The sequence below is a fragment of the Pseudomonas sp. Z3-6 genome, assembly GCF_051131985.1.
GTDB lineage: Bacteria > Pseudomonadota > Gammaproteobacteria > Pseudomonadales > Pseudomonadaceae > Aquipseudomonas > Aquipseudomonas zanjanensis.
The window spans coordinates 3,708,068-3,725,511 of the sequence record NZ_CP071644.1 but is presented as its reverse complement, the minus strand read 5'-3'; the positions used below and the strand labels follow the sequence as shown (position 1 = coordinate 3,725,511).

Genomic DNA, 17,444 nt, shown 5'->3' with positions numbered 1-17,444 from the left:
GGCCTTTGAGAAATACATTGGCAGAGGCTAACACGGGGTGTGGCGGATCGTTTATCAGTTTGTTCGCAAACCATAACGCATGACGTAGAGGCTCAGAGCCCCAATCTTTCATGTTGCACATTAGGGGCCAGGCCGGTAGAGCTGAAACGTCAAAGAGTGAGATTGGCCCGGATTGGTTGGATGTGTGGACTACATCCAACCTTGGCGTCTAACTTTAGAAACCCATGATTGCCTTCGTAATGGCGAATTGGCTAGGCCAGTAATGAGCATATTTGGGTAAGTCATCCGCGATGTCGGCCACGCGCCGGTTATAAAAGGCATGCAATCGAGGGGGAGGCAATAGTTCCTGTTCGGTGAAGTTTTTCGACGGAACGAATATCAGCTTCAACGGCCAGGCGCCCATTGTCTCTACTGCTGGTTTGCCACATTTCGTGCAGAGGGAACGGTTCAGATTGGGTGGTAACCGGTACTTCTTATGAATCAGGTTCGCGGTCCCCTTAATCTCGACATGATGTCCCCTCAGCACCGACACGTCTGAAAACGCTTCGCCAGTAAAGTCCTGGCAGAAAAGGCAGTGACATACGAAGCGTGCGATTGGTGTTCTGTGGGTCTCAAAGGAGAAAGCCCCGCATTCGCAGTGACCATGTAAATGTAAATGATCCTGTTTGCTCATAATTATCCGATCCGTAAAAAGTTGGTTTGGCCCGTTGGCGTCTAGCGGAGGACGACGCTAAGGATGCGGTCTGCCAGCTTGCCAAATGGCGCACGGAGCAGCGTGATGCTGTTCCAGCGGCCTTGTACGAAGATACCTTTGGCATGACTGAGTCGACGGAATCCCTCAATGCCGTGATAGGCTCCGATGCCACTCGCGCCAACGCCGCCGAACGGCAGATCGTCCTGAGCGATGTGCATAATTGTGCCGTTAATCGTCACGTTGCCTGAAGTTGTGCCGTCGAGCACTTTCCGTTGTGCGGCGTTGTCATGTCCGTAATAGTAGAGCGCGAGCGGGCGGGGTCGCTCATTGACGAAAGTGATCGCCTCATCGAGAGTGCGATAAGTAAATACTGGCAGAATTGGCCCGAATATCTCTTCGTGCGCGACGTTCATATCGTTGGTAACGTCGGTAATTACTGTCGGCCGCATCGCGCGCGTGGGGATGTTTTTACCCTGACGGCCGACCTCACGCACACTGGCTCCTTTGGTTCGAGCATCTTCCAGTAGACCATTGAGGCGCGTCAGGTGCCGATCATTGAATACCCAGGTGTAATCCTCGCTCGAGGGGCCATCCGGGTAAGCGCTGGCTACCGCGGCATCGTAACTGTCGAGGAAAGCGGCTAGATCATCCTCATGAACGAGGGCATAGTCGGGTGCGATGCAGGTCTGGCCACCGCTTACCAGCTTGCCAAACACGATACCGGCGCTGGCATGGTCAAGTGGATGATTTTTCTCAATGATAATGGGGGACTTGCCGCCCAGTTCGAGGGTTACGGGCACGAGATTTTTACTGGCCGCCTCCATAACTTTATGTCCGACGGCTGTGCTACCAGTGAAGATCAAGTGATCGAATGGCAAGGCGGAAAACGCTGCGCCCACTGCTGCATCACCATTGACGACAGCTACTTGTTCTACTGGAAAAAGCTCCCCGAGCAGTCTCTCGATTAGCGCATTAACTGTTGGGGTGAACTCCGATGGTTTCAGCATCACGCGGTTGCCGGCGGCAATTGCTGTTGCCAGGGGCATTAGGGCGAGCACAACAGGGTAGTTCCACGGCGCCATTACACCGATCACGCCGAGTGGCTGGTACTCAACGCGCGCCGATCCAATGCGCATATGGATCGCGACGTGACGTTTTTCCGGCCGCATCATCCGGCGTAGGTTTTTAATCAGATAATCGATCCCGCCGACCGTCCCGGCGAGTTCCATGATGCTCGTTTCATGGCGGGATCGATGACCAAAATCGGTGTTAACAGCGGTCTCTATCTGTCGGCGGTTAGCGATCAGTATCTTGCGCAGTTTGGATAGATCAGCGCGACGCTCGTCGAGCGTCGGCGCGCCCTTTTGATGAAACACCGCGCGTTGAGCCGCGAGTAGTTGTGCAGGCTCGATTGGAGATGAGAAGGTAGAGTTGTCGGTCACGGAAGGTTTCCTCAATAGGCCAGCCAAGCCGGCTAGGCGATCGCCCCGTCTTCGCTTCGCTGCGAGCGCTTTCACATGACGGGGCAGTGCAACCGCATTAGGCGGTAGTGGGATAGTCTGTGTACCCCTTAGCCCCGCCACCATAGAGCGTTTCGGGATCAATCTCGGCCAGTGGCGCGCCGCTTTTCAACCGGGCAACGAGATCAGGGTTGGCGATGAATGCTCGACCGAAGGCGAACAGGTCAGCCCTGTCTGCAGCCACCCGTTCAGTCGCGAGCTTTAAGTCGTAGCCATTATTGGCAATATAGGTGTTGCTAAACGCCTGACGGAGCGCGCCGTAATCAAACGTTGTGACATCGCGCGGACCGGCAGTTGAGCCCTCAATCACGTGGATGAACGCCAAACCCAGTTTATCGAGCTCACCCACGATATAGTCGAACTGCGCCTGCGGATCGCTTGCTGCGGTGCCATTAAGCGGGGAAACGGGCGACAACCGAATGCCGGTCCGCCCGGCACCGATCTCATCAGCAACGGCGGCGGCAACTTCGAGCATCAGGCGAGCACGATTTTTGATCGAGCCGCCATAAGCATCGGTACGGGTATTGGCATCGTCTTTCACGAATTGGTCAAGCAGATAACCGTTGGCACCGTGGATCTCGACCCCATCGAACCCAGCGGAGATTGCGTTGGCCGCCGCTTTGCGGAAATCCGAGACGATACCGGGCAGCTCAGCGAGTTCGAGTGCGCGCGGCTTGGATGTGGGAACGAACCTATTGTGGACGAAGACCATGGCTTCAGCCCGGATCGCTGAAGGTGCAACAGGCGGGAGCCCCCCGGGTTGCAGATCAACATGCGACACGCGGCCGACATGCCAGATCTGCAGGATAATCTTTCCACCGGCAGCGTGAACGGAGTCGGTCACTAAGCGCCAGCCGGCAATCTGCGCTTCAGAGTAAATTCCGGGTGTGTCTTGGTAACCTTGTCCCTGTTGCGAAATTTGTGTCGCTTCCGCTATCAGCAGGCCGGCGGACGCGCGCTGCGTGTAATACTCCGCTGCATGCGGGCCTGGCACGCAATCCTTTGCTGCACGATTGCGTGTGAGTGGCGCCATGACGATCCGGTTCGCAAGCGTGATGTCGCCCAAGGTATAACTCGTGAAAAGTGCATTTTGGGTCATTGTGGGTTTCCAGTAGGGAGTGTGGTGGTCGGATCAACCAGCAGTGACAAAACGATCAACTACTTCTTCGCCGGCGCCAGCCATGCGCGGCACATTGCGCTTGCAAACCGGATCAGCGCTGAGTGCGACTAGCGGCACGATCCGATCAATAACTTGGTCGTTGAACTTCCCGTTGAGGCGGGTGCCAGCATTGTTGAGCACGACGTCGATTCGGCCATCATTGGGCAGTCGCGGCTGATCCATAGCGACATCCTCCATACGACGGCGGTTAGCCTCTTACTCATACCCTGTTCAAATCGCTGCTAGGCAGACTGGCGAGGGGGGAACCTGTCGCCATGAACCTCTGGAATGGGTACGGCACAGGCATCTAAATACTCGCTTTGCTTGCAGTCTAATGATGGTGGTCGTGATCTAAAATGTCAACGTTTGATTTCGATCGTAATCAATGCGTGCCTGCGTGCTTTTATCGGAAAGCGAGATCGGTCCGGAAGGGTCACAAGAACGTAACCGTCCGGTGAAGTCACCTACCCGATACCAGCGATAAGGGCGATGTTCTCCACTTAAAAATACGTGGACACCATCGCCCTTATCATCAGGATCGCCATGCGCCAAAGAACCTCTTATCCCAAACCTTTCAAAACCCAGATCGTCCAAGAATGCCTCCAACCTGGCGTGTCGATAGCCAGCGTGGCCATGCGTCACGGCATTAACGCCAACCTGGTTCGAAAGTGGATACCTGCTTATCGTGATCATCACGCGCCGGTTTTGCCTGCTTTTGTTCCAATGAAGCTTACGTCCGCAGCGGAGCCTGAGCAGCAGGTGTCAGTCGTTATCGAGATTTCTTTCGGGCCGCAAAAAATCACTGTGAAGTGGCCATCCTCAGATCCAGGCGGGTGTGCTCGTTTTGTCCGTGAGTTTGCCAAGTGATCCGCATCGATGCGATCTGGCTCGCCACCGAGCCCATGGATATGCGCGCAGGCACCGAGACCGCGTTGGCCAGAGTGATTGCAGTATTCGGTGTGGCGAAGCCGCATTGTGCTTATCTTTTTGCCAACCGCCGTGCCAACCGGATGAAAGTGCTCGTGCACGACGGCGTGGGCCTCTGGCTTGCCGCACGACGGTTAAACCAGGGTAAGTTCCACTGGCCCGGCGTACATCGAGGCCTGGAGGTAGAACTCGATAGCGAGCAGCTTCAAGCCCTGGTGTTGGGTTTGCCTTGGCAGCGGGTTGGCGCGAGCGGCGCAATCACAGTGCTGTGACACCTTCCATTAGCCCATCGGTTTATCGTCGCTGATCGCTTGCTCTGGCACAATCAGGGGCATGACTTCCTCGCCCAACCTCGACCAGATGCCACCGGAACAGCTCCTCGCCTTGGCCGAACAGGCCTTGCAGTTGCTGTCCCAGGTCGACTCGATGGGCCAGAAGATCCGCCGTCTCGAAACGGTGAATGAACAACTTGCCTATGAGATCGCTATCCTCAAACGGCACAAGTTCGCCAAGCGCAGTGAACAACTGAGCCCTGACCAAGGCAGCCTACTCGACGACCTGCTCGACACCGATCTTGCGGCCATCGAAGCCGAGCTGAAGGCGGTCAATCCGCCAGTCGCACTGGCCGAGCCATGTGAGAAGCCCAGGCGTACGCCTTTGCCCGCGCAGTTTCCACGCACTGTCATTCACCACGAACCAGAAAACACTCAGTGCGCTTGCGGCTGCCAGCTTCAGCGTATCGGCGAGGACGTCAGCGAGAAGCTGGATTACACGCCCGGCGTCTTCACCGTCGAGCGGCATGTGCGTGGGAAATGGGCCTGCCGCCAGTGCGAAACCCTGATCCAGGCCCCAGTTCCTGCGCAGGTCATCGACAAAGGCATACCTACCGCAGGCTTGCTGGCTCATGTGATGGTGGCGAAATTCGCCGACCATTTGCCGCTGTATCGGCAGGAGAAGATTTTCGGTCGGGCTGGTCTGCCGATTGCTCGTTCGACCTTGGCCCAATGGGTCGGACAAACCGGAGTGCAACTTCAGCCGCTCGTGAATGCATTGCGCGATACAGTGCTGGCCGAAGGTGTTATCCACGCTGATGAGACCCCGGTGCAGATGCTCGCGCCCGGCCAGAAGAAAACCCATCGGGCCTACGTCTGGGCCTATAGCACGACGCCGTTTTCGGCGCTCAAGGCGGTGGTGTACGACTTCAGTCCGAGCCGGGCGGGCGAACATGCACGCAACTTCCTGGGAGCCTGGAACGGCAAGCTGGTATGCGACGACTTCGCCGGCTACAAAGCTGGTTTCGAAAAAGGCATAACTGAAATCGGCTGCATGGCCCATGCCCGTCGTAAGTTTTTCGATCTGCATGTAGCGAATAGAAGTCAGTTGGCGAAACAGGCACTGCACTCGATTGGTGGCTTGTACGAAGTTGAACGACAAGCGCGGGACATGAGCGATGAGGATCGTTGGCGAATACGGCAAGAAAAAGCGGTGCCGTTAGTGAAAGCGCTGCATGACTGGATGTTGGCCCAGCGCGATCTTGTGCCCAACGGATCAGCCACGGCCAAAGCCCTAGATTACAGTCTTAAACGCTGGATAGCTCTGACGCGCTACCTAGATGACGGGGCCGTGCCCATCGACAATAACCCAGTTGAGAATCAAATCCGACCGTGGGCGCTAGGGCGTTCAAACTGGTTGTTTGCTGGTTCGCTTCGTAGTGGAAAGCGTGCGGCGGCAATCATGAGTTTGATCCAGTCGGCGCGCTTAAACATGCATGATCCGTATGCTTATCTGAAGGACGTGCTGACGCGTTTGCCGACGCAGCGGGCGAGTGACGTTGATCAACTGCTCCCGCACCGCTGGGTTGCCCTTTAACGACGATTGGACATCGACTCGATAATACGGCACTGCTCGATCACGCCGCCTTCACAACAAGCAATCAAACGCTCCAACTCCGCCTCCAAGCCTTGCAGGTCTCGGATGCGCATTCGAACCTGCTCTAACTGTCCTTCGACTTTTGCGTCCACCCTGGCACAGGAAGCGTCGCGTTTATCAGCGAAGCCTAGCAACTCCCGAACATCGTCAAGGCTGAAGCCCAGTGCACGGCTGCGGCGTATGAATAATAGACGGTCGCGCTCCTCATCCGTATAGAAACGATAGCCCGATGTTGAACGCCCTGCGGATGGCAGCAGGCCTACCTGCTCGTAATAGCGGATGGTCACCGCTTTGGTATCGGTCACCTTCGCCAAGGCACCGACTGTGTAAGTGGCCGGACTCATTTTGCTTGACCTTATAGTGGCTAGAACCTTCATTCTACGCGCCTTTGGCGATAAGCGAATCTGCGCGCGCCCAATGGAAAAACGGACTGAGTCCTATGGAAATCCCCCTGAAACAGCATCAACCCGGAGCTTGGGCACTCCTGCTCTGTGCCTGGCTGCTTGCCTTGGTATCAACAATCGCCGTGTTGTTTGTCGGTGAAGTCATGGGGCAACTGCCCTGTGTACTTTGCTGGTTTCAACGAGCTTTCATGTTTCCGCTCGTCCTTGTATTGGGCGTCGCCTGCTGCTTATCGGATACCGGTGTTTGGCGCTATGCGCTGCCATTAGCAATTATGGGTTGGCTCATCGCTCTGTATCACAACCTGCTTTATTACGGACTGATCCCTGAAAGCATCAAGCCTTGCGGGGCTGGCCCATCCTGCTCCGGTGACGACATGACCATCCTCAGCGGTGTACCGCTACCACTGTTATCGCTGGGCGTGTTCAGCCTACTGATCATTCTTCTCATCCTCATCCGTCGGAGATTTACCGTATGAGCAGACGCGCTGTCGTCCTCTCGATCAGCTTGCTAGCCGTCGTCGGCTTTGCCGTCGCCGCGTTTTTTTACAATCGCGCTGCCACGCTGCCCCAGGCCACAGCACCTGTGCCGCAAACCAGCGCGCTAGTGAGGTTTAACGCACCGAGCTTCGGCCCTGCCAACGCCCCAGTGACCATTGTAGAGTTCTTCGATCCATCGTGTGAAAGCTGCCGTGCTTTCTACCCTATTGTCAAAAAGATGATGTCACAGCACCCAAACGATGTTCGCCTGGTGCTGCGTTATGTGAGGCTTCACGTAGGGTCTGAAGAAGCCATCCGATTACTTGAGGCCTCACGTAAGCAGGGTGTGTTTGTGCCGGTGCTCGAAGCTGTCCTGGCTGCTCAACCTCAATGGCATGATGACGCCAAAGCATCAGCAGCGTGGGAGGCAGCTGCCCAAGCAGGCTTGGACGTGTCTAAGGCTCGTCAGGAAATGATGTCGCCGGAGATCACCGCCACGATAGAAAGAGATGCCGCCGATGCGAAAACTGTAGGCGTGAAGGGAACACCGACATTTTTCGTTAACGGTAAGCCTCTGACCAACTTCGGCGCCCAGCAGCTCTATGATCTGATTTGGAGCGAAATCAACCAGGCTCGTTAATCGAGGCGCGCTTGGACTGAAAAAAGCCAACGAGTTCGACAATCCGCTTGACCTTATAGTGGCTATAGGGTGTTCACTCTTCAGCATACATTGTGGAGAGTGACCTTATGAAAAGCTGCTGCGGTGATGGAAAAATACCGAAAAGTGACGCCGCCGTTGAAGTATTTGACCCGGCAGCACCGACTGGCTGCTGTGCACCTTCAGCAACGACGTGCAACGCAAGTACAACCGAGTCCAAAAGCAGTTGCTGCTCAACTAAAGATCTGGACGTCAGTTCCGCGCCTTCTACGGTAGAGGGCACGGATTGCTGCTCGGTGGGGGCAAGCACCAGTAAAACGAGCTGCGCAGTCGCAGCACTGCCGTCTGCCTTGTACAGCCTTGCCGAACCGAGCAAGCCTGCCGCTACGGTTGATAACAACCTCTTTACCGATGCTTGCTGCCCACCATTTGCTTCGGGCAGCTCCAAAGCCGCCATCGAAAACGTCTCTTCCACCAATGCCGGCGAAGGGACTCGTGTCAGCAGTTTCAGGATTGGGCAGATGTGCTGTCCTTCCGAGCAGACCATGATCGAGGGCAAGCTCGCGAAGATGAGCGGCATTCAAAAGCTCGAGTTCAACATGATGAACCGCACGATGGCCGTCTGGCACGAGCTACCGGACACCTCGAGTATCGAGGCAGCAGTGCTGTCGCTGGGCATGCAAGCCGAGCCCTTGACGGCAGATGCCAATGCAACCCGCGCAGATACGCCAGAAGTCCTTCCCCTAGCGGAATCACACAAAAGCACCTGGTGGCCGCTAGCGCTGTCCGGTGTCGCTGCCGTGGGTGCGGAAGTCCTGCACTTCACTAACTCCGCGCCTGAATGGGTGGTAGCGGTCATAGCCTTGTTCGCCATCGTGCTCTGCGGGCCTACGACCTACAAAAAGGGTTTGATCTCGATCAAACACCTCAACCTGAACATCAACGCGCTCATGAGCATCGCAGTTACCGGTGCGGTGTTGATCGGACAGTGGCCAGAAGCTGCAATGGTCATGTTTCTCTTCACCGTTGCGGAAATGGTCGAAGCGAAATCGCTGGATCGTGCACGAAATGCAATCAAGGGGTTGATGGATTTGACCCCGGAGCGAGCGACCGTGCGCCAGTCCAACGGTAGTTGGCTGGAAGTCGATGTGAAAACCGTCGAGCTGGGAGCCCTGGTTCGTGTCCGCCCCGGTGAACGCATTGGCCTGGACGGGACTGTCTCTTCCGGTAACTCGACCGTTAATCAAGCGCCCATCACGGGCGAGAGCCTGCCCATCGAGAAAAATGTCGATGATCCCGTGTATGCCGGTTCCGTTAACGAATCCGGCTCTTTCGAGTACCGAGTGACAGCTGAGGCCAACAATACGACGCTTGCTCGAATCATTCATGCGGTTGAAGAAGCGCAAAGCACGCGAGCACCCACGCAGCGGTTTGTTGATAAGTTCGCCAAGATTTATACGCCAGGGGTGTTCTTTTTCGCCGTCGCAGTTGCAGTATTCCCACCACTGTTTATGGGCGGATTATGGACTGATTGGATTTATCGCGCCTTGGTGCTATTGGTGGTTGCTTGCCCGTGCGCACTGGTTATTTCGACGCCGGTTTCCATCGTCAGTGGTCTGGCGGCAGCGGCGCGCAAAGGTATTTTGGTCAAGGGCGGCGTCTACCTGGAAATAGGCGCCAAGCTGAGTTTCGTCGCGCTGGATAAAACCGGCACCATTACCCATGGGAAACCGGTTCAGACCGATTACATGCCGGTTTCCGCAACTGTGCAGGCAGATCCTCAGATTGTTGCCGCCAGCCTCGGTGCTCGCTCGGATCACCCGGTGTCACAGGCAATCGCTAAGTATGAAGGCTTGGACGCGTCAACGCTTCTGCAAGTGCAGAGTTTTGAGGCCCTTCCCGGTCGCGGGGTAAAGGGGATGATTGAAGGCCAGCTTTTCTACCTGGGCAATCACCGACTGATCCAGGAGTTGGGGCTCGGTACGTCGCAGTTGGACGAGTCCCTGACTAGCCTGGAGCGCCAAGGCAAAACAGTAGTGGCCTTGACTAGCGCCAGTCAGGTTTTTGCGTTGTTTGCTGTGGCCGACACGGTAAAGGACACAAGCCAGACTGCGATCAAGGAACTACACGCGCTGGGCATCAAAACCATGATGCTGACGGGCGACAACTCACACACCGCTGATGCGATTGCCAAACGAGTTGGGATAGATGAGGCGCTGGGAAACTTGCTGCCCGCTGACAAGCTCTCTGCTATTGGTGAGTTGCAGAGTCGGAAGCACGTGGTGGGGATGGTCGGTGATGGGATAAACGATGCACCTGCGTTGGCCAAATCTCAGATTGGATTCGCCATGGCCGCAGCGGGTACGGGAACAGCTATTGAAACGGCGGATGTTGCGTTAATGGATGATGACCTGCGCAAGATTCCGGCCTTCATTCGACTATCGCGCCAGACTGCTGCGATTTTGAAGCAAAACATTTTCTTCGCCTTAGGTATCAAGGCCATTTTTCTCGTGTTCACCCTGATGGGTCTGGCCACCATGTGGATGGCTGTGTTTGCAGATGTTGGAGTGAGCTTGCTTGTAGTGCTCAATGGGCTTCGATTGCTGAAGAAGTAGATCGCGATGTAGGTATGAAGGAGGCGTCGCGAACGGCTTTCTGAAGGACTGCTTATACCGTCCTGAGTTATACAAGGTGACTTTGGCAGACGCTTACACAAGAACAGGAGAAACGCGCGTGGATCGTTCGCCTCGGCAGCCTGATACGGCATCGTGGCTATGATCGTGGCTATTAGGGTAGGCATTTAGGAATTGATCGGGCTGCCTTCAGGCGTGACGGTAGGCTCCATAGATACTTTCGTTCCAAGGCCCGGCGCTCGACGGTAGCACCAGCGCCTGTTTTTTCAGCTGGAACATTCGGTGCATCCGATCCGAAACGATTACGAGGATTGGTAATGGATATCTTTGATCATAATTGGAGCACTGCCGGGCTATTGCTCCAATTACTTATTTGCAGAAGAGATTGTTGGATATGCGCGTAAATCTTATGTCACCGAAAACGATGGCAGCGAGGCGGGGAAGGGCATGCCTGCTACGCGCGGGTTGAGCCATTGGGGCCCAAGTCAAAAAGCGCTCGCTCGCTCTGTTCGCGAACGGCACTTAGCAGCTCGTGCCGCATATCGTTATCAACGAAGGCTCGCGCGACCATCACGGCGCCCACACTTTGGCAAAGCAGTGCCCATGCGCTCTCTCTAGAGCCGGTCCACTTCTCTAACAAGCTAACCAAATCAGAAATACCCGATTCGAAGATCCTGCGCACCGGTTCTTCCACCCGTGCCACCTCGGCCGCAAGTGCCGGTATGGGACAGCCCGCTTGAGGGTGCTCAACGTGGTCAAGACTCAGGTACCGGAGTAGAAGAGTACGGAATGCAACCATGTCTCCTGCCGGCACCTCCGCGATAACGTTAACGGATTTACGAAGCTCAGCATCAATCAATGCAGCAAATAACTCCGTCTTGTTCGAGAAATTCTTGTAAAGCGAACCGCTCGTGACACCCGCAGCGGCAGCGAGTGCGTCGACTCCGCTCGCAGAAAATCCGTGCTGTTTCGCATAACCTGCGCCGTTGGCGAGGAGCTTCTCTCTGGCTTGCTTCTTGTGCTCAGGGGAGTAACGCATGGATGAGACTCAGGTGTGTATCGAGTAAGGAGAGGTAGAAAGCTACAGATAGGATAACGGGCGTTGCCTGAAATACAAGCATCTCCATGCGATGCCTACCTAGGTGGACGCCCGATCCCCCGATAGGTCCCGGAGTCGGCTACGTATACGAGGCCTAGCAGCGCTCTGTTGTCCCGTAGCACGCCAAGCCTGCGTTGAATGAGCGGACCGAAACACCTTCATAAATTACGCCTACGGGCGGCACCCCCGAACGTTATGTCCTGTCCCTCGAAAAATCCGAGGCCACAAATGCCAATCCAAGCCAGATAGTTTCGTTAAGTTTGTTTCACGTACAGAGGCCGCGTAGGTTGGGGGCGCCAATGCCTTCGGGTTGAAAGATTCCCCAGTCTAGGTCGTCTGGATAGGAGGACAGCCGCTAGTCGATACTCCGGGACTATCACGGTAAGCCCAGGCTCTTTCGCAGCAAACTGGCAATACTATTCAAATGGACCGGTTCTCCAGCATATGACTGCCTTCATAAAGCCAAAGAACCGCGGCGCCAGACGTGTTCTCCTTAGGGGTATAGCAACGAATACTGATGCGCCTGCGTCCCGTTTTTCTATATCTACGCTTGCACGGCAATAATTTTTCAGCTCAAGCATTCCTTATCGCTACGATGATTGTTGCATTGGGCGTGTGTTATGCGCGTGCGCTTATCTATATGGATATGTACTCTGATATCACTTCTAGTTATTGCTTCTCGGCGTCGTCCTGAGCGAGTCGTCTCAATAGGAATTTTTGAATTTTGCCAGTGGCCGTTTTAGGCAGTTCCCTAAAGGTCACATGACGTGGCGCTTTGAAATGAGCCAGTCGTGAGCGGCACCAACTGATCAGTTCGGCTTCACTAACTTCGACATCTCCACGAATCGAAACGAAAGCCTGAGGCGTCTCCCCCCAGTGTTTGTCCGGCCTGGCCACAACGGCGGCTTCAACCACCTCAGGGTGTTTATAAAGGACCTCCTCAATCTCCAATGAGCTGATGTTCTCTCCGCCCGAAATAATGATGTCTTTGGAGCGATCCTTGATCTCAACGTACCCATCGACGTGCATAACGGCCAAGTCACCGGTTCGCAGCCAGCCTCCAAGAAACGCTTCATGCGTGGCAACCGGATTGTCCAGGTAGCCTTTCATTACCGTATTTCCCCGTACGGCCAGTTCCCCGAGCGTTTTGCCGTCTGCTGGAACGGGTTGGCCACTCTCCACGTCGAGTACCGTCACTTCCTCCAGCAACGGATGGGCTACCCCCTGACGCGACATGAAGACTGCACGATCTGCGAGCGGCAATTCGTCGACGCCTGATTGCCATTGGCAGAAGGTGCTAGGGCCATAGCTCTCTGTCATCCCATATGCATGAGTGATGTGGAATCCTTTCCCCTCCATTGACGCTATTACTGCGCTGGGTGGTGCAGCACCGCCCGTAATTACCGAGACGCGCTGGCCACTCATAGGCTCGTAGCGGTCCGATGCATGGATCAGCATTGACATCACGACCGGCGCCACGCTCATGTGAGTCACGGCGTAATCAGCCACAGCTGAATAGACGGCGCGTGCCTCAACTTTACGAAGACAAACGTGGGTTCCTCCGGCAAGTGTTACGGCCCAAGTGTGACTCCAACCATTGCAGTGAAACATGGGTAGCGTCCAGAGGTAGACGCTCCGCGAGTTAAACTCAAACGACAGAGCGCCTGCGCAGGCATTCAGATAGGCGCCGCGATGGTGTAACACTACCCCTTTTGGATCTCCGGTAGTGCCCGAGGTGTAATTCAACGCGATGGCCTGCCATTCGTCTTTGGGCAATGCTAAGGGCCGCTCGTCATTGCCTAGCGCAAGAAGCTGTTCGTAGTTCAGACTGCCAATCAGTTCACCGCCCATCACCTGCTCATCGTTGATGTCGATAACTAGAGGCTTACGAGCCAGACCGTCCAGGGCCTTTCGCACGGTGCTCCCAAATTCCTTGTCGCACAACAATACTTTTGCTTGTGAGTGGCTGAGAATAAATCGGATAGAGGCGGGCTCTAAACGGATATTTATATTCACCAAAACGGCCCCTGCTCCTGGAACTCCGAAATGAGCTTCCAGCAATTCCGGCACATTCGGAGCGATGATGGCCACTCGATCCCCAGGCCGAACACCGACAGCGATAAGCGCTGAAGCCAGACTTTTGCTGCGCTGATGTAATTGTCGGTAGCTGTAGCTTCGGCGCCCGTGGATGACAGCAACATGATCTGCAAAGACATGTGCAGACCTTTTGAGAAATGAAACCGGCGATAGAGGCACGTTGTTTGCGAGGTTAGGAAGCAATGCGGCATCGAAGCCCTCTGGCGCCACTTTATTCGACGGTAAGATTTTGCTGTGCATGCGATCCTCTTGGCCAAGGGCCATTTGTTTTTATATGAAGACGGCGGTAGGTCTGCATCGAATACTTAGTTGAGTTCTAGAGGCCACTGCATAGGTGACCGCCATCAACAACAATATCCGTGCCGGTCATGGCACGACTCGCATTCGATGCCAACAGCAGCAATACACCATCGAGATCTGCCATCTCACTGAAGCGGCGCGTAGGTATTCGAGAGCGCAACCTGTCCCCTTCCTCACTGCGCAAAAACTCGGCGTTGAGTTCGGTGATCACATACCCAGGGGATAAGGCGTTGACTCGAATGTCGTGGCGGGCCAACTCCAGCGCCATCGAACGAGTTAGGTTGAGAAGCCCAGCTTTGGCGGCGCTGTAAGGTCCCACGCCGCCGGATACACGGCTTGCGAGAATCGAGCATACGTTTATCAGGTTGCCTCCACGTGCCAATTCAACCATTCGTTTAGCGGTCTCTTGGGCAACGATCCAGGCACCTTTAAGGTTGGTATCGAAAATTCGATCCCAATCGGTATCTTGATAATCAAGTGCACTCTTGGTGTCGCTTACGCCTGCGTTATTAACCAATATATCTACTGGGCCAAACACAGACATAACAGCATCCAGGCAGGCATTAACCGATGCCCGATCGGTTACGTCGAGTTCGAAGGCGTGAGCTTGGCCCCCGGTGGCCTCAATTTCTTGCACGAGGTCTTGAAGCCTGGCAGTACGTCGGGCTGCCAAAGCGACTTTTGCTCCAGCGGCGGCCAGCGTTCGGCCAAAGTGTGCCCCCAGGCCACTGGATGCCCCAGTTATGAGGACGCATTTATTATCGAGCGAGAATAGCTGAGTAATACTGGCGTTCATCAATGTGCTCCTGACGCTTCATCCAGTATCTTGCGCGCCAAACTCATCCGATGAACTTCGCTCGGACCGTCGTAGATGCGAAACGGACGAATATCGCGGAAGATTCTCTCCACGACCGTCTCGCCCGTCACTCCGCAACCGCCCAACACCTGTACGCATCGATCTACCACACGCCACAGCGCTTCGGAGCTGATAACTTTGGTCATGCTGGAGTCGACATTTGCCCGCTCGCCTTGATCTAAAACCCAGGCACAGTGCCAAATGGCGAGGCGTGTTACATGCAGGTCCATCTGATTATCAGCCAACATGAAGCCAACACTCTGATGATCACCCAAGCGCTTGCCAAAGGATTGACGATTTCGCGCGTATTCGCAGGCGATGTCGTGCGCCCGGCGTGCCGCGCCCAGCCAGCGCATGCAGTGCGTCAAACGAGCAGGTGCGAGGCGTACCTGGGCATAGCGAAAGCCTTTTCCCACTTCTCCCAGCACATCCGCAACCGGCACTCTGAGATTTACGAAGCGCAGGACCGAGTGACCACCTGTAAAGCAACTGTCGAGTGTGTCTAGAAGCCGTTCGTGCACGATGCCTTCACGGTTCATATCAGACAGAAACATGGTCGCGCTGCCATCCTCCATACGTGCCATGATGATCGCGAAGCCTGCGCCATCGGCGCCCGTGATGAGCCACTTATGGCCATTGATGACGTAGTGGTCACCATCTCGCACCGCTGTCGTTTGGAGCATTGACGGATCGGAACCTGATCCTGGGGCGGGCTCGGTCATGGCGAAGCATGAACGAATTTCCCCTTGCACCAATGGCCGTAGCCAACGTTCCTTTTGGGTGTCTGTCGCGACGATATCCATAAGATGGATATTGCCTTCGTCAGGTGCGTGAATATTGAGTGCCACGGGGCCTAATGGCGAGTATCCCGCCTCCTCAAAAACAATGGCTTTTGCGGTGTGAGTCAGACCTGCGCCGCCCATTTCCGGGCTAGCATGTAGGCAGAGCAAGCGCGCATCACGGGCCTTGATCATCAAACGTTGCCGCAGATCGTCGCTCGGGCCGTGGATGCCTAGCCCCGGATCTCGCTCCATGGGAATGACCTGGTCAGAGATGAACTTACGGGTCTTGCGTTGAATCTCGAGCAACTCATCAGAAAGACTGAAGTTCATATGCTTCTTGCTCTTGTAGTAGGACTAAGTAGAGGAGGTCGATGCGCAAGAGACACGAATGCTCTTCGTAACCGTTGCTCCAGATTGGTATTCATGATTTTCATGGCAGGACATTGCTAGTCAGTAATTTGGGATTGCTAATAGCTAGCTTTCTACGAACTACCTGCTCCAGCGTGGCTATTAAATTCGTTCGCAGCGGGTCCGCGGTATCGAAGCGACCAGCACGTATTTGCTGAGAGAGCTGTAGGCGAACATCCTGCAATTCACTGCAGCTAGGATCACCAGTAACGCCGATCAATGCGCTTAAAGTCTGGATTTCGAACTCGACTGTACAACCGGCTAGAGCGAACTCGCGGCGAGCGATTGCCATTGCATTGGCAATCATCAGCAAGTCGTAGCGAAGTTCACCTCCTAGGTTGGGTAATATTTTTTGCAGGAGCGTTTCACGAGCTATACCCAGCAACTCAGTAGCATTTAGGCGTTCATTCATGTTTGTTCTCCGCGTGTCAGCTTTAGGATGTCGAGCTCAAGTTCTGGAATGAGTCGACCAGTAAGCGCCAGTTCCAGAGAGGCTTGTTCGCCCGAGAGATGTCGCTCAGCCTGCTGGAGTGCAATAACTGCCCAGCGGAGAGTTGCCAGGACCTGCCAGTACCGCAGTTCTTCCAATACGATGTGTCGGCCTGACACCTGCGCATACCCAGCCAAAAAGTCTTTCAAATGGCCGATGCCACCCGCCTGGAGATCTGGACGCTTAAATCGCCAGCAAGGAGCACTGAACCAACCTACGTCTTCCAGAGGATCTCCCCAACTGGTGAATTCCCAGTCGAGGACACCGCTCAACATTCCGTTGCTTACCAAGAAGTTTCCCGTACGGTAGTCCCTATGCAGAAGACATTGCTGGTGCGTCTCAGGGGCGTTCAGTTCACACCAGCGCAATCCCCACTCCAACGCTGGAAACGATTCGGGTAACTGAGAAAGGTAGTTTCGATATGCTTCCACGCTTGTAAGTGCTGGAGCAGGCTGTGCTGATGGCAAAAAATCAAGCGTTGTCTGAGGTGGTTGCAATTGATGGAGGGATGCCAGATTGGCCCCAAGCTCGACTGCAAGAGCCGAGTTGCCATTGTCGCCTAAGCTCAGCGTCAGCGTATGGCCTGCGGCGATTCCCGGAAGCATCTGCATGATAAAAAATGGCCTGCCAAGAACTGACTCATCCAGACATAGCCAAAGTGGGCGGGGTACCCGCACACCCGCGTGATGCACTGTTTCTAGAACTGAGAACTCTTGTGGACGGGTTAGGCTCACCTGTACTGCCGATAGGGCATCCATCCGTAACACCCAACGATGAGATCCATCGTGAAGACCCCCGCGCACCTCCGCAACAAGCATCCAGTTCTCTTGGATCGCCCCCCCGGCAAGGCGTTTTAGAGTCAGGACTTCAACCTGGTCAGCCCGGCAGGCCTGCTTAAGGTAGTTCTCCAAACGTTGCGTTGTGGCGGATTCAGAACGGTTATTTGAGTCCGAGCCTGGCTCGATCGTCTTAAGAACACTCATTGTGTTGCCCTGCATAAGTTGATCTCGG

Annotated in this window: 18 protein-coding genes; 6 read left to right on the top strand and 12 right to left on the bottom strand. The window is 55.1% G+C overall.

Annotation, left to right across the window (positions count from 1 at the left end; translation table 11 throughout):
• Window positions 1–214: 214 nt before the first annotated feature.
• From J3P88_RS16635 to J3P88_RS16620, 4 genes are all read right to left on the bottom strand, one after another.
• Entirely contained in the window at window positions 215–673 is a 459-nt protein-coding gene (locus J3P88_RS16635; protein WP_434570332.1) for a GFA family protein, read from the bottom strand.
• Between the two features lie 41 nt (window positions 674–714).
• Window positions 715–2,136 (bottom strand): coniferyl aldehyde dehydrogenase, encoded by a 1,422-nt coding sequence (locus J3P88_RS16630; protein ID WP_434570331.1) that lies wholly within the window; start codon window positions 2,134–2,136, stop codon window positions 715–717.
• Between the two features lie 97 nt (window positions 2,137–2,233).
• Entirely contained in the window at window positions 2,234–3,313 is a 1,080-nt protein-coding gene (locus J3P88_RS16625) for an alkene reductase (RefSeq protein WP_434570329.1), read from the bottom strand.
• Between the two features lie 33 nt (window positions 3,314–3,346).
• Window positions 3,347–3,556, bottom strand: coding sequence for a hypothetical protein (locus tag J3P88_RS16620; RefSeq protein ID WP_434570327.1), 210 nt, complete (start codon window positions 3,554–3,556; stop codon window positions 3,347–3,349).
• 360 nt (window positions 3,557–3,916) lie between these two features.
• On the opposite strand from J3P88_RS16620, the gene tnpA reads away from it, so the two are divergent.
• From tnpA to tnpC, 3 genes are all read left to right on the top strand, one after another.
• Complete coding sequence (tnpA, locus tag J3P88_RS16615; RefSeq protein WP_434570325.1) at window positions 3,917–4,240, top strand: IS66-like element accessory protein TnpA; 324 nt, start codon at window positions 3,917–3,919, stop codon at window positions 4,238–4,240.
• Entirely contained in the window at window positions 4,237–4,572 is a 336-nt protein-coding gene (gene tnpB / locus J3P88_RS16610; RefSeq protein WP_434570323.1) for an IS66 family insertion sequence element accessory protein TnpB, read from the top strand. Before tnpA ends, tnpB begins: the two co-directional genes overlap by 4 nt.
• A gap of 61 nt (window positions 4,573–4,633) precedes the next feature.
• Window positions 4,634–6,169: an IS66 family transposase gene (gene tnpC, locus J3P88_RS16605; RefSeq protein ID WP_434570321.1), complete on the top strand. Its 1,536-nt coding sequence runs from the start codon at window positions 4,634–4,636 to the stop codon at window positions 6,167–6,169.
• Here tnpC and J3P88_RS16600 read toward each other — a convergent pair.
• A complete protein-coding gene (locus J3P88_RS16600) occupies window positions 6,166–6,573 on the bottom strand; it encodes a MerR family transcriptional regulator (RefSeq protein ID WP_434570319.1) in 408 nt (135 codons plus the stop codon). The genes tnpC and J3P88_RS16600 overlap by 4 nt on opposite strands.
• Window positions 6,574–6,668: 95 nt before the next feature.
• Here J3P88_RS16600 and J3P88_RS16595 point away from each other — a divergent pair, with 95 nt between their 5' ends.
• Window positions 6,669–7,109, top strand: coding sequence for a disulfide bond formation protein B (locus tag J3P88_RS16595; RefSeq protein WP_434570317.1), 441 nt, complete (start codon window positions 6,669–6,671; stop codon window positions 7,107–7,109).
• Window positions 7,106–7,750, top strand: coding sequence for a DsbA family protein (locus J3P88_RS16590; RefSeq protein ID WP_434570315.1), 645 nt, complete (start codon window positions 7,106–7,108; stop codon window positions 7,748–7,750). The genes J3P88_RS16595 and J3P88_RS16590 overlap by 4 nt, the downstream gene beginning before the upstream one ends.
• A gap of 73 nt (window positions 7,751–7,823) precedes the next feature.
• On the opposite strand, the gene J3P88_RS16585 is transcribed toward J3P88_RS16590, so the two are convergent.
• Entirely contained in the window at window positions 7,824–8,348 is a 525-nt protein-coding gene (locus tag J3P88_RS16585; RefSeq protein ID WP_434576662.1) for a hypothetical protein, read from the bottom strand.
• Here J3P88_RS16585 and J3P88_RS16580 point away from each other — a divergent pair.
• Window positions 8,290–10,383 (top strand): heavy metal translocating P-type ATPase, encoded by a 2,094-nt coding sequence (locus tag J3P88_RS16580; RefSeq protein ID WP_434576501.1) that lies wholly within the window; start codon window positions 8,290–8,292, stop codon window positions 10,381–10,383. The genes J3P88_RS16585 and J3P88_RS16580 overlap by 59 nt on opposite strands.
• Window positions 10,384–10,855: 472 nt before the next feature.
• Here J3P88_RS16580 and J3P88_RS16575 read toward each other — a convergent pair whose 3' ends face one another.
• The 6 genes from J3P88_RS16575 to J3P88_RS16550 all read right to left on the bottom strand — a co-directional run bounded on the left by J3P88_RS16575 (window position 10,856) and on the right by J3P88_RS16550 (window position 17,416).
• Window positions 10,856–11,440, bottom strand: coding sequence for a TetR/AcrR family transcriptional regulator (locus tag J3P88_RS16575; RefSeq protein ID WP_434570313.1), 585 nt, complete (start codon window positions 11,438–11,440; stop codon window positions 10,856–10,858).
• 729 nt (window positions 11,441–12,169) lie between these two features.
• Window positions 12,170–13,837 carry an AMP-binding protein gene (locus J3P88_RS16570; protein WP_434570311.1) on the bottom strand — a complete coding sequence of 556 codons (1,668 nt, stop codon included), beginning with the start codon at window positions 13,835–13,837 and terminating at the stop codon, window positions 12,170–12,172.
• Window positions 13,838–13,913: 76 nt separating this feature from the next.
• The gene (locus J3P88_RS16565; protein ID WP_434570309.1) at window positions 13,914–14,693 is read right to left on the bottom strand and encodes an SDR family NAD(P)-dependent oxidoreductase; all 780 of its coding nucleotides are present in this window, start codon (window positions 14,691–14,693) and stop codon (window positions 13,914–13,916) included.
• On the bottom strand, window positions 14,693–15,865 hold the full coding sequence (locus tag J3P88_RS16560) for an acyl-CoA dehydrogenase family protein (protein WP_434570308.1): 1,173 nt from the start codon (window positions 15,863–15,865) through the stop codon (window positions 14,693–14,695). Before J3P88_RS16560 ends, J3P88_RS16565 begins: the two co-directional genes overlap by 1 nt.
• A gap of 100 nt (window positions 15,866–15,965) precedes the next feature.
• Window positions 15,966–16,355: a DUF6285 domain-containing protein gene (locus tag J3P88_RS16555; RefSeq protein WP_434570306.1), complete on the bottom strand. Its 390-nt coding sequence runs from the start codon at window positions 16,353–16,355 to the stop codon at window positions 15,966–15,968.
• A complete protein-coding gene (locus tag J3P88_RS16550) occupies window positions 16,352–17,416 on the bottom strand; it encodes a phosphotransferase family protein (protein ID WP_434570304.1) in 1,065 nt (354 codons plus the stop codon). The genes J3P88_RS16555 and J3P88_RS16550 overlap by 4 nt, the downstream gene beginning before the upstream one ends.
• Between the last annotated feature and the right edge of the window lie 28 nt (window positions 17,417–17,444).

Bases quoted from the DNA above. Each gene is read 5' to 3' on its own strand.
- J3P88_RS16635 (WP_434570332.1), bottom strand. From the start codon at position 673: ATGAGCAAACAGGATCATTTACATTTACATGGTCACTGCGAATGCGGG.
- J3P88_RS16625 (WP_434570329.1), bottom strand. From the start codon at position 3,313: ATGACCCAAAATGCACTTTTCACGAGTTATACCTTGGGCGACATCACG.
- J3P88_RS16620 (WP_434570327.1), bottom strand. From the start codon at position 3,556: ATGGATCAGCCGCGACTGCCCAATGATGGCCGAATCGACGTCGTGCTC.
- tnpA (WP_434570325.1), top strand. From the start codon at position 3,917: ATGCGCCAAAGAACCTCTTATCCCAAACCTTTCAAAACCCAGATCGTC.
- tnpC (WP_434570321.1), top strand. From the start codon at position 4,634: ATGACTTCCTCGCCCAACCTCGACCAGATGCCACCGGAACAGCTCCTC.
- J3P88_RS16600 (WP_434570319.1), bottom strand. From the start codon at position 6,573: ATGAGTCCGGCCACTTACACAGTCGGTGCCTTGGCGAAGGTGACCGAT.
- J3P88_RS16595 (WP_434570317.1), top strand. From the start codon at position 6,669: ATGGAAATCCCCCTGAAACAGCATCAACCCGGAGCTTGGGCACTCCTG.
- J3P88_RS16590 (WP_434570315.1), top strand. From the start codon at position 7,106: ATGAGCAGACGCGCTGTCGTCCTCTCGATCAGCTTGCTAGCCGTCGTC.
- J3P88_RS16580 (WP_434576501.1), top strand. From the start codon at position 8,290: ATGTGCTGTCCTTCCGAGCAGACCATGATCGAGGGCAAGCTCGCGAAG.
- J3P88_RS16585 (WP_434576662.1), bottom strand. From the start codon at position 8,348: ATGCCGCTCATCTTCGCGAGCTTGCCCTCGATCATGGTCTGCTCGGAA.
- J3P88_RS16575 (WP_434570313.1), bottom strand. From the start codon at position 11,440: ATGCGTTACTCCCCTGAGCACAAGAAGCAAGCCAGAGAGAAGCTCCTC.
- J3P88_RS16570 (WP_434570311.1), bottom strand. From the start codon at position 13,837: ATGCACAGCAAAATCTTACCGTCGAATAAAGTGGCGCCAGAGGGCTTC.
- J3P88_RS16565 (WP_434570309.1), bottom strand. From the start codon at position 14,693: ATGAACGCCAGTATTACTCAGCTATTCTCGCTCGATAATAAATGCGTC.
- J3P88_RS16560 (WP_434570308.1), bottom strand. From the start codon at position 15,865: ATGAACTTCAGTCTTTCTGATGAGTTGCTCGAGATTCAACGCAAGACC.
- J3P88_RS16555 (WP_434570306.1), bottom strand. From the start codon at position 16,355: ATGAATGAACGCCTAAATGCTACTGAGTTGCTGGGTATAGCTCGTGAA.
- J3P88_RS16550 (WP_434570304.1), bottom strand. From the start codon at position 17,416: ATGAGTGTTCTTAAGACGATCGAGCCAGGCTCGGACTCAAATAACCGT.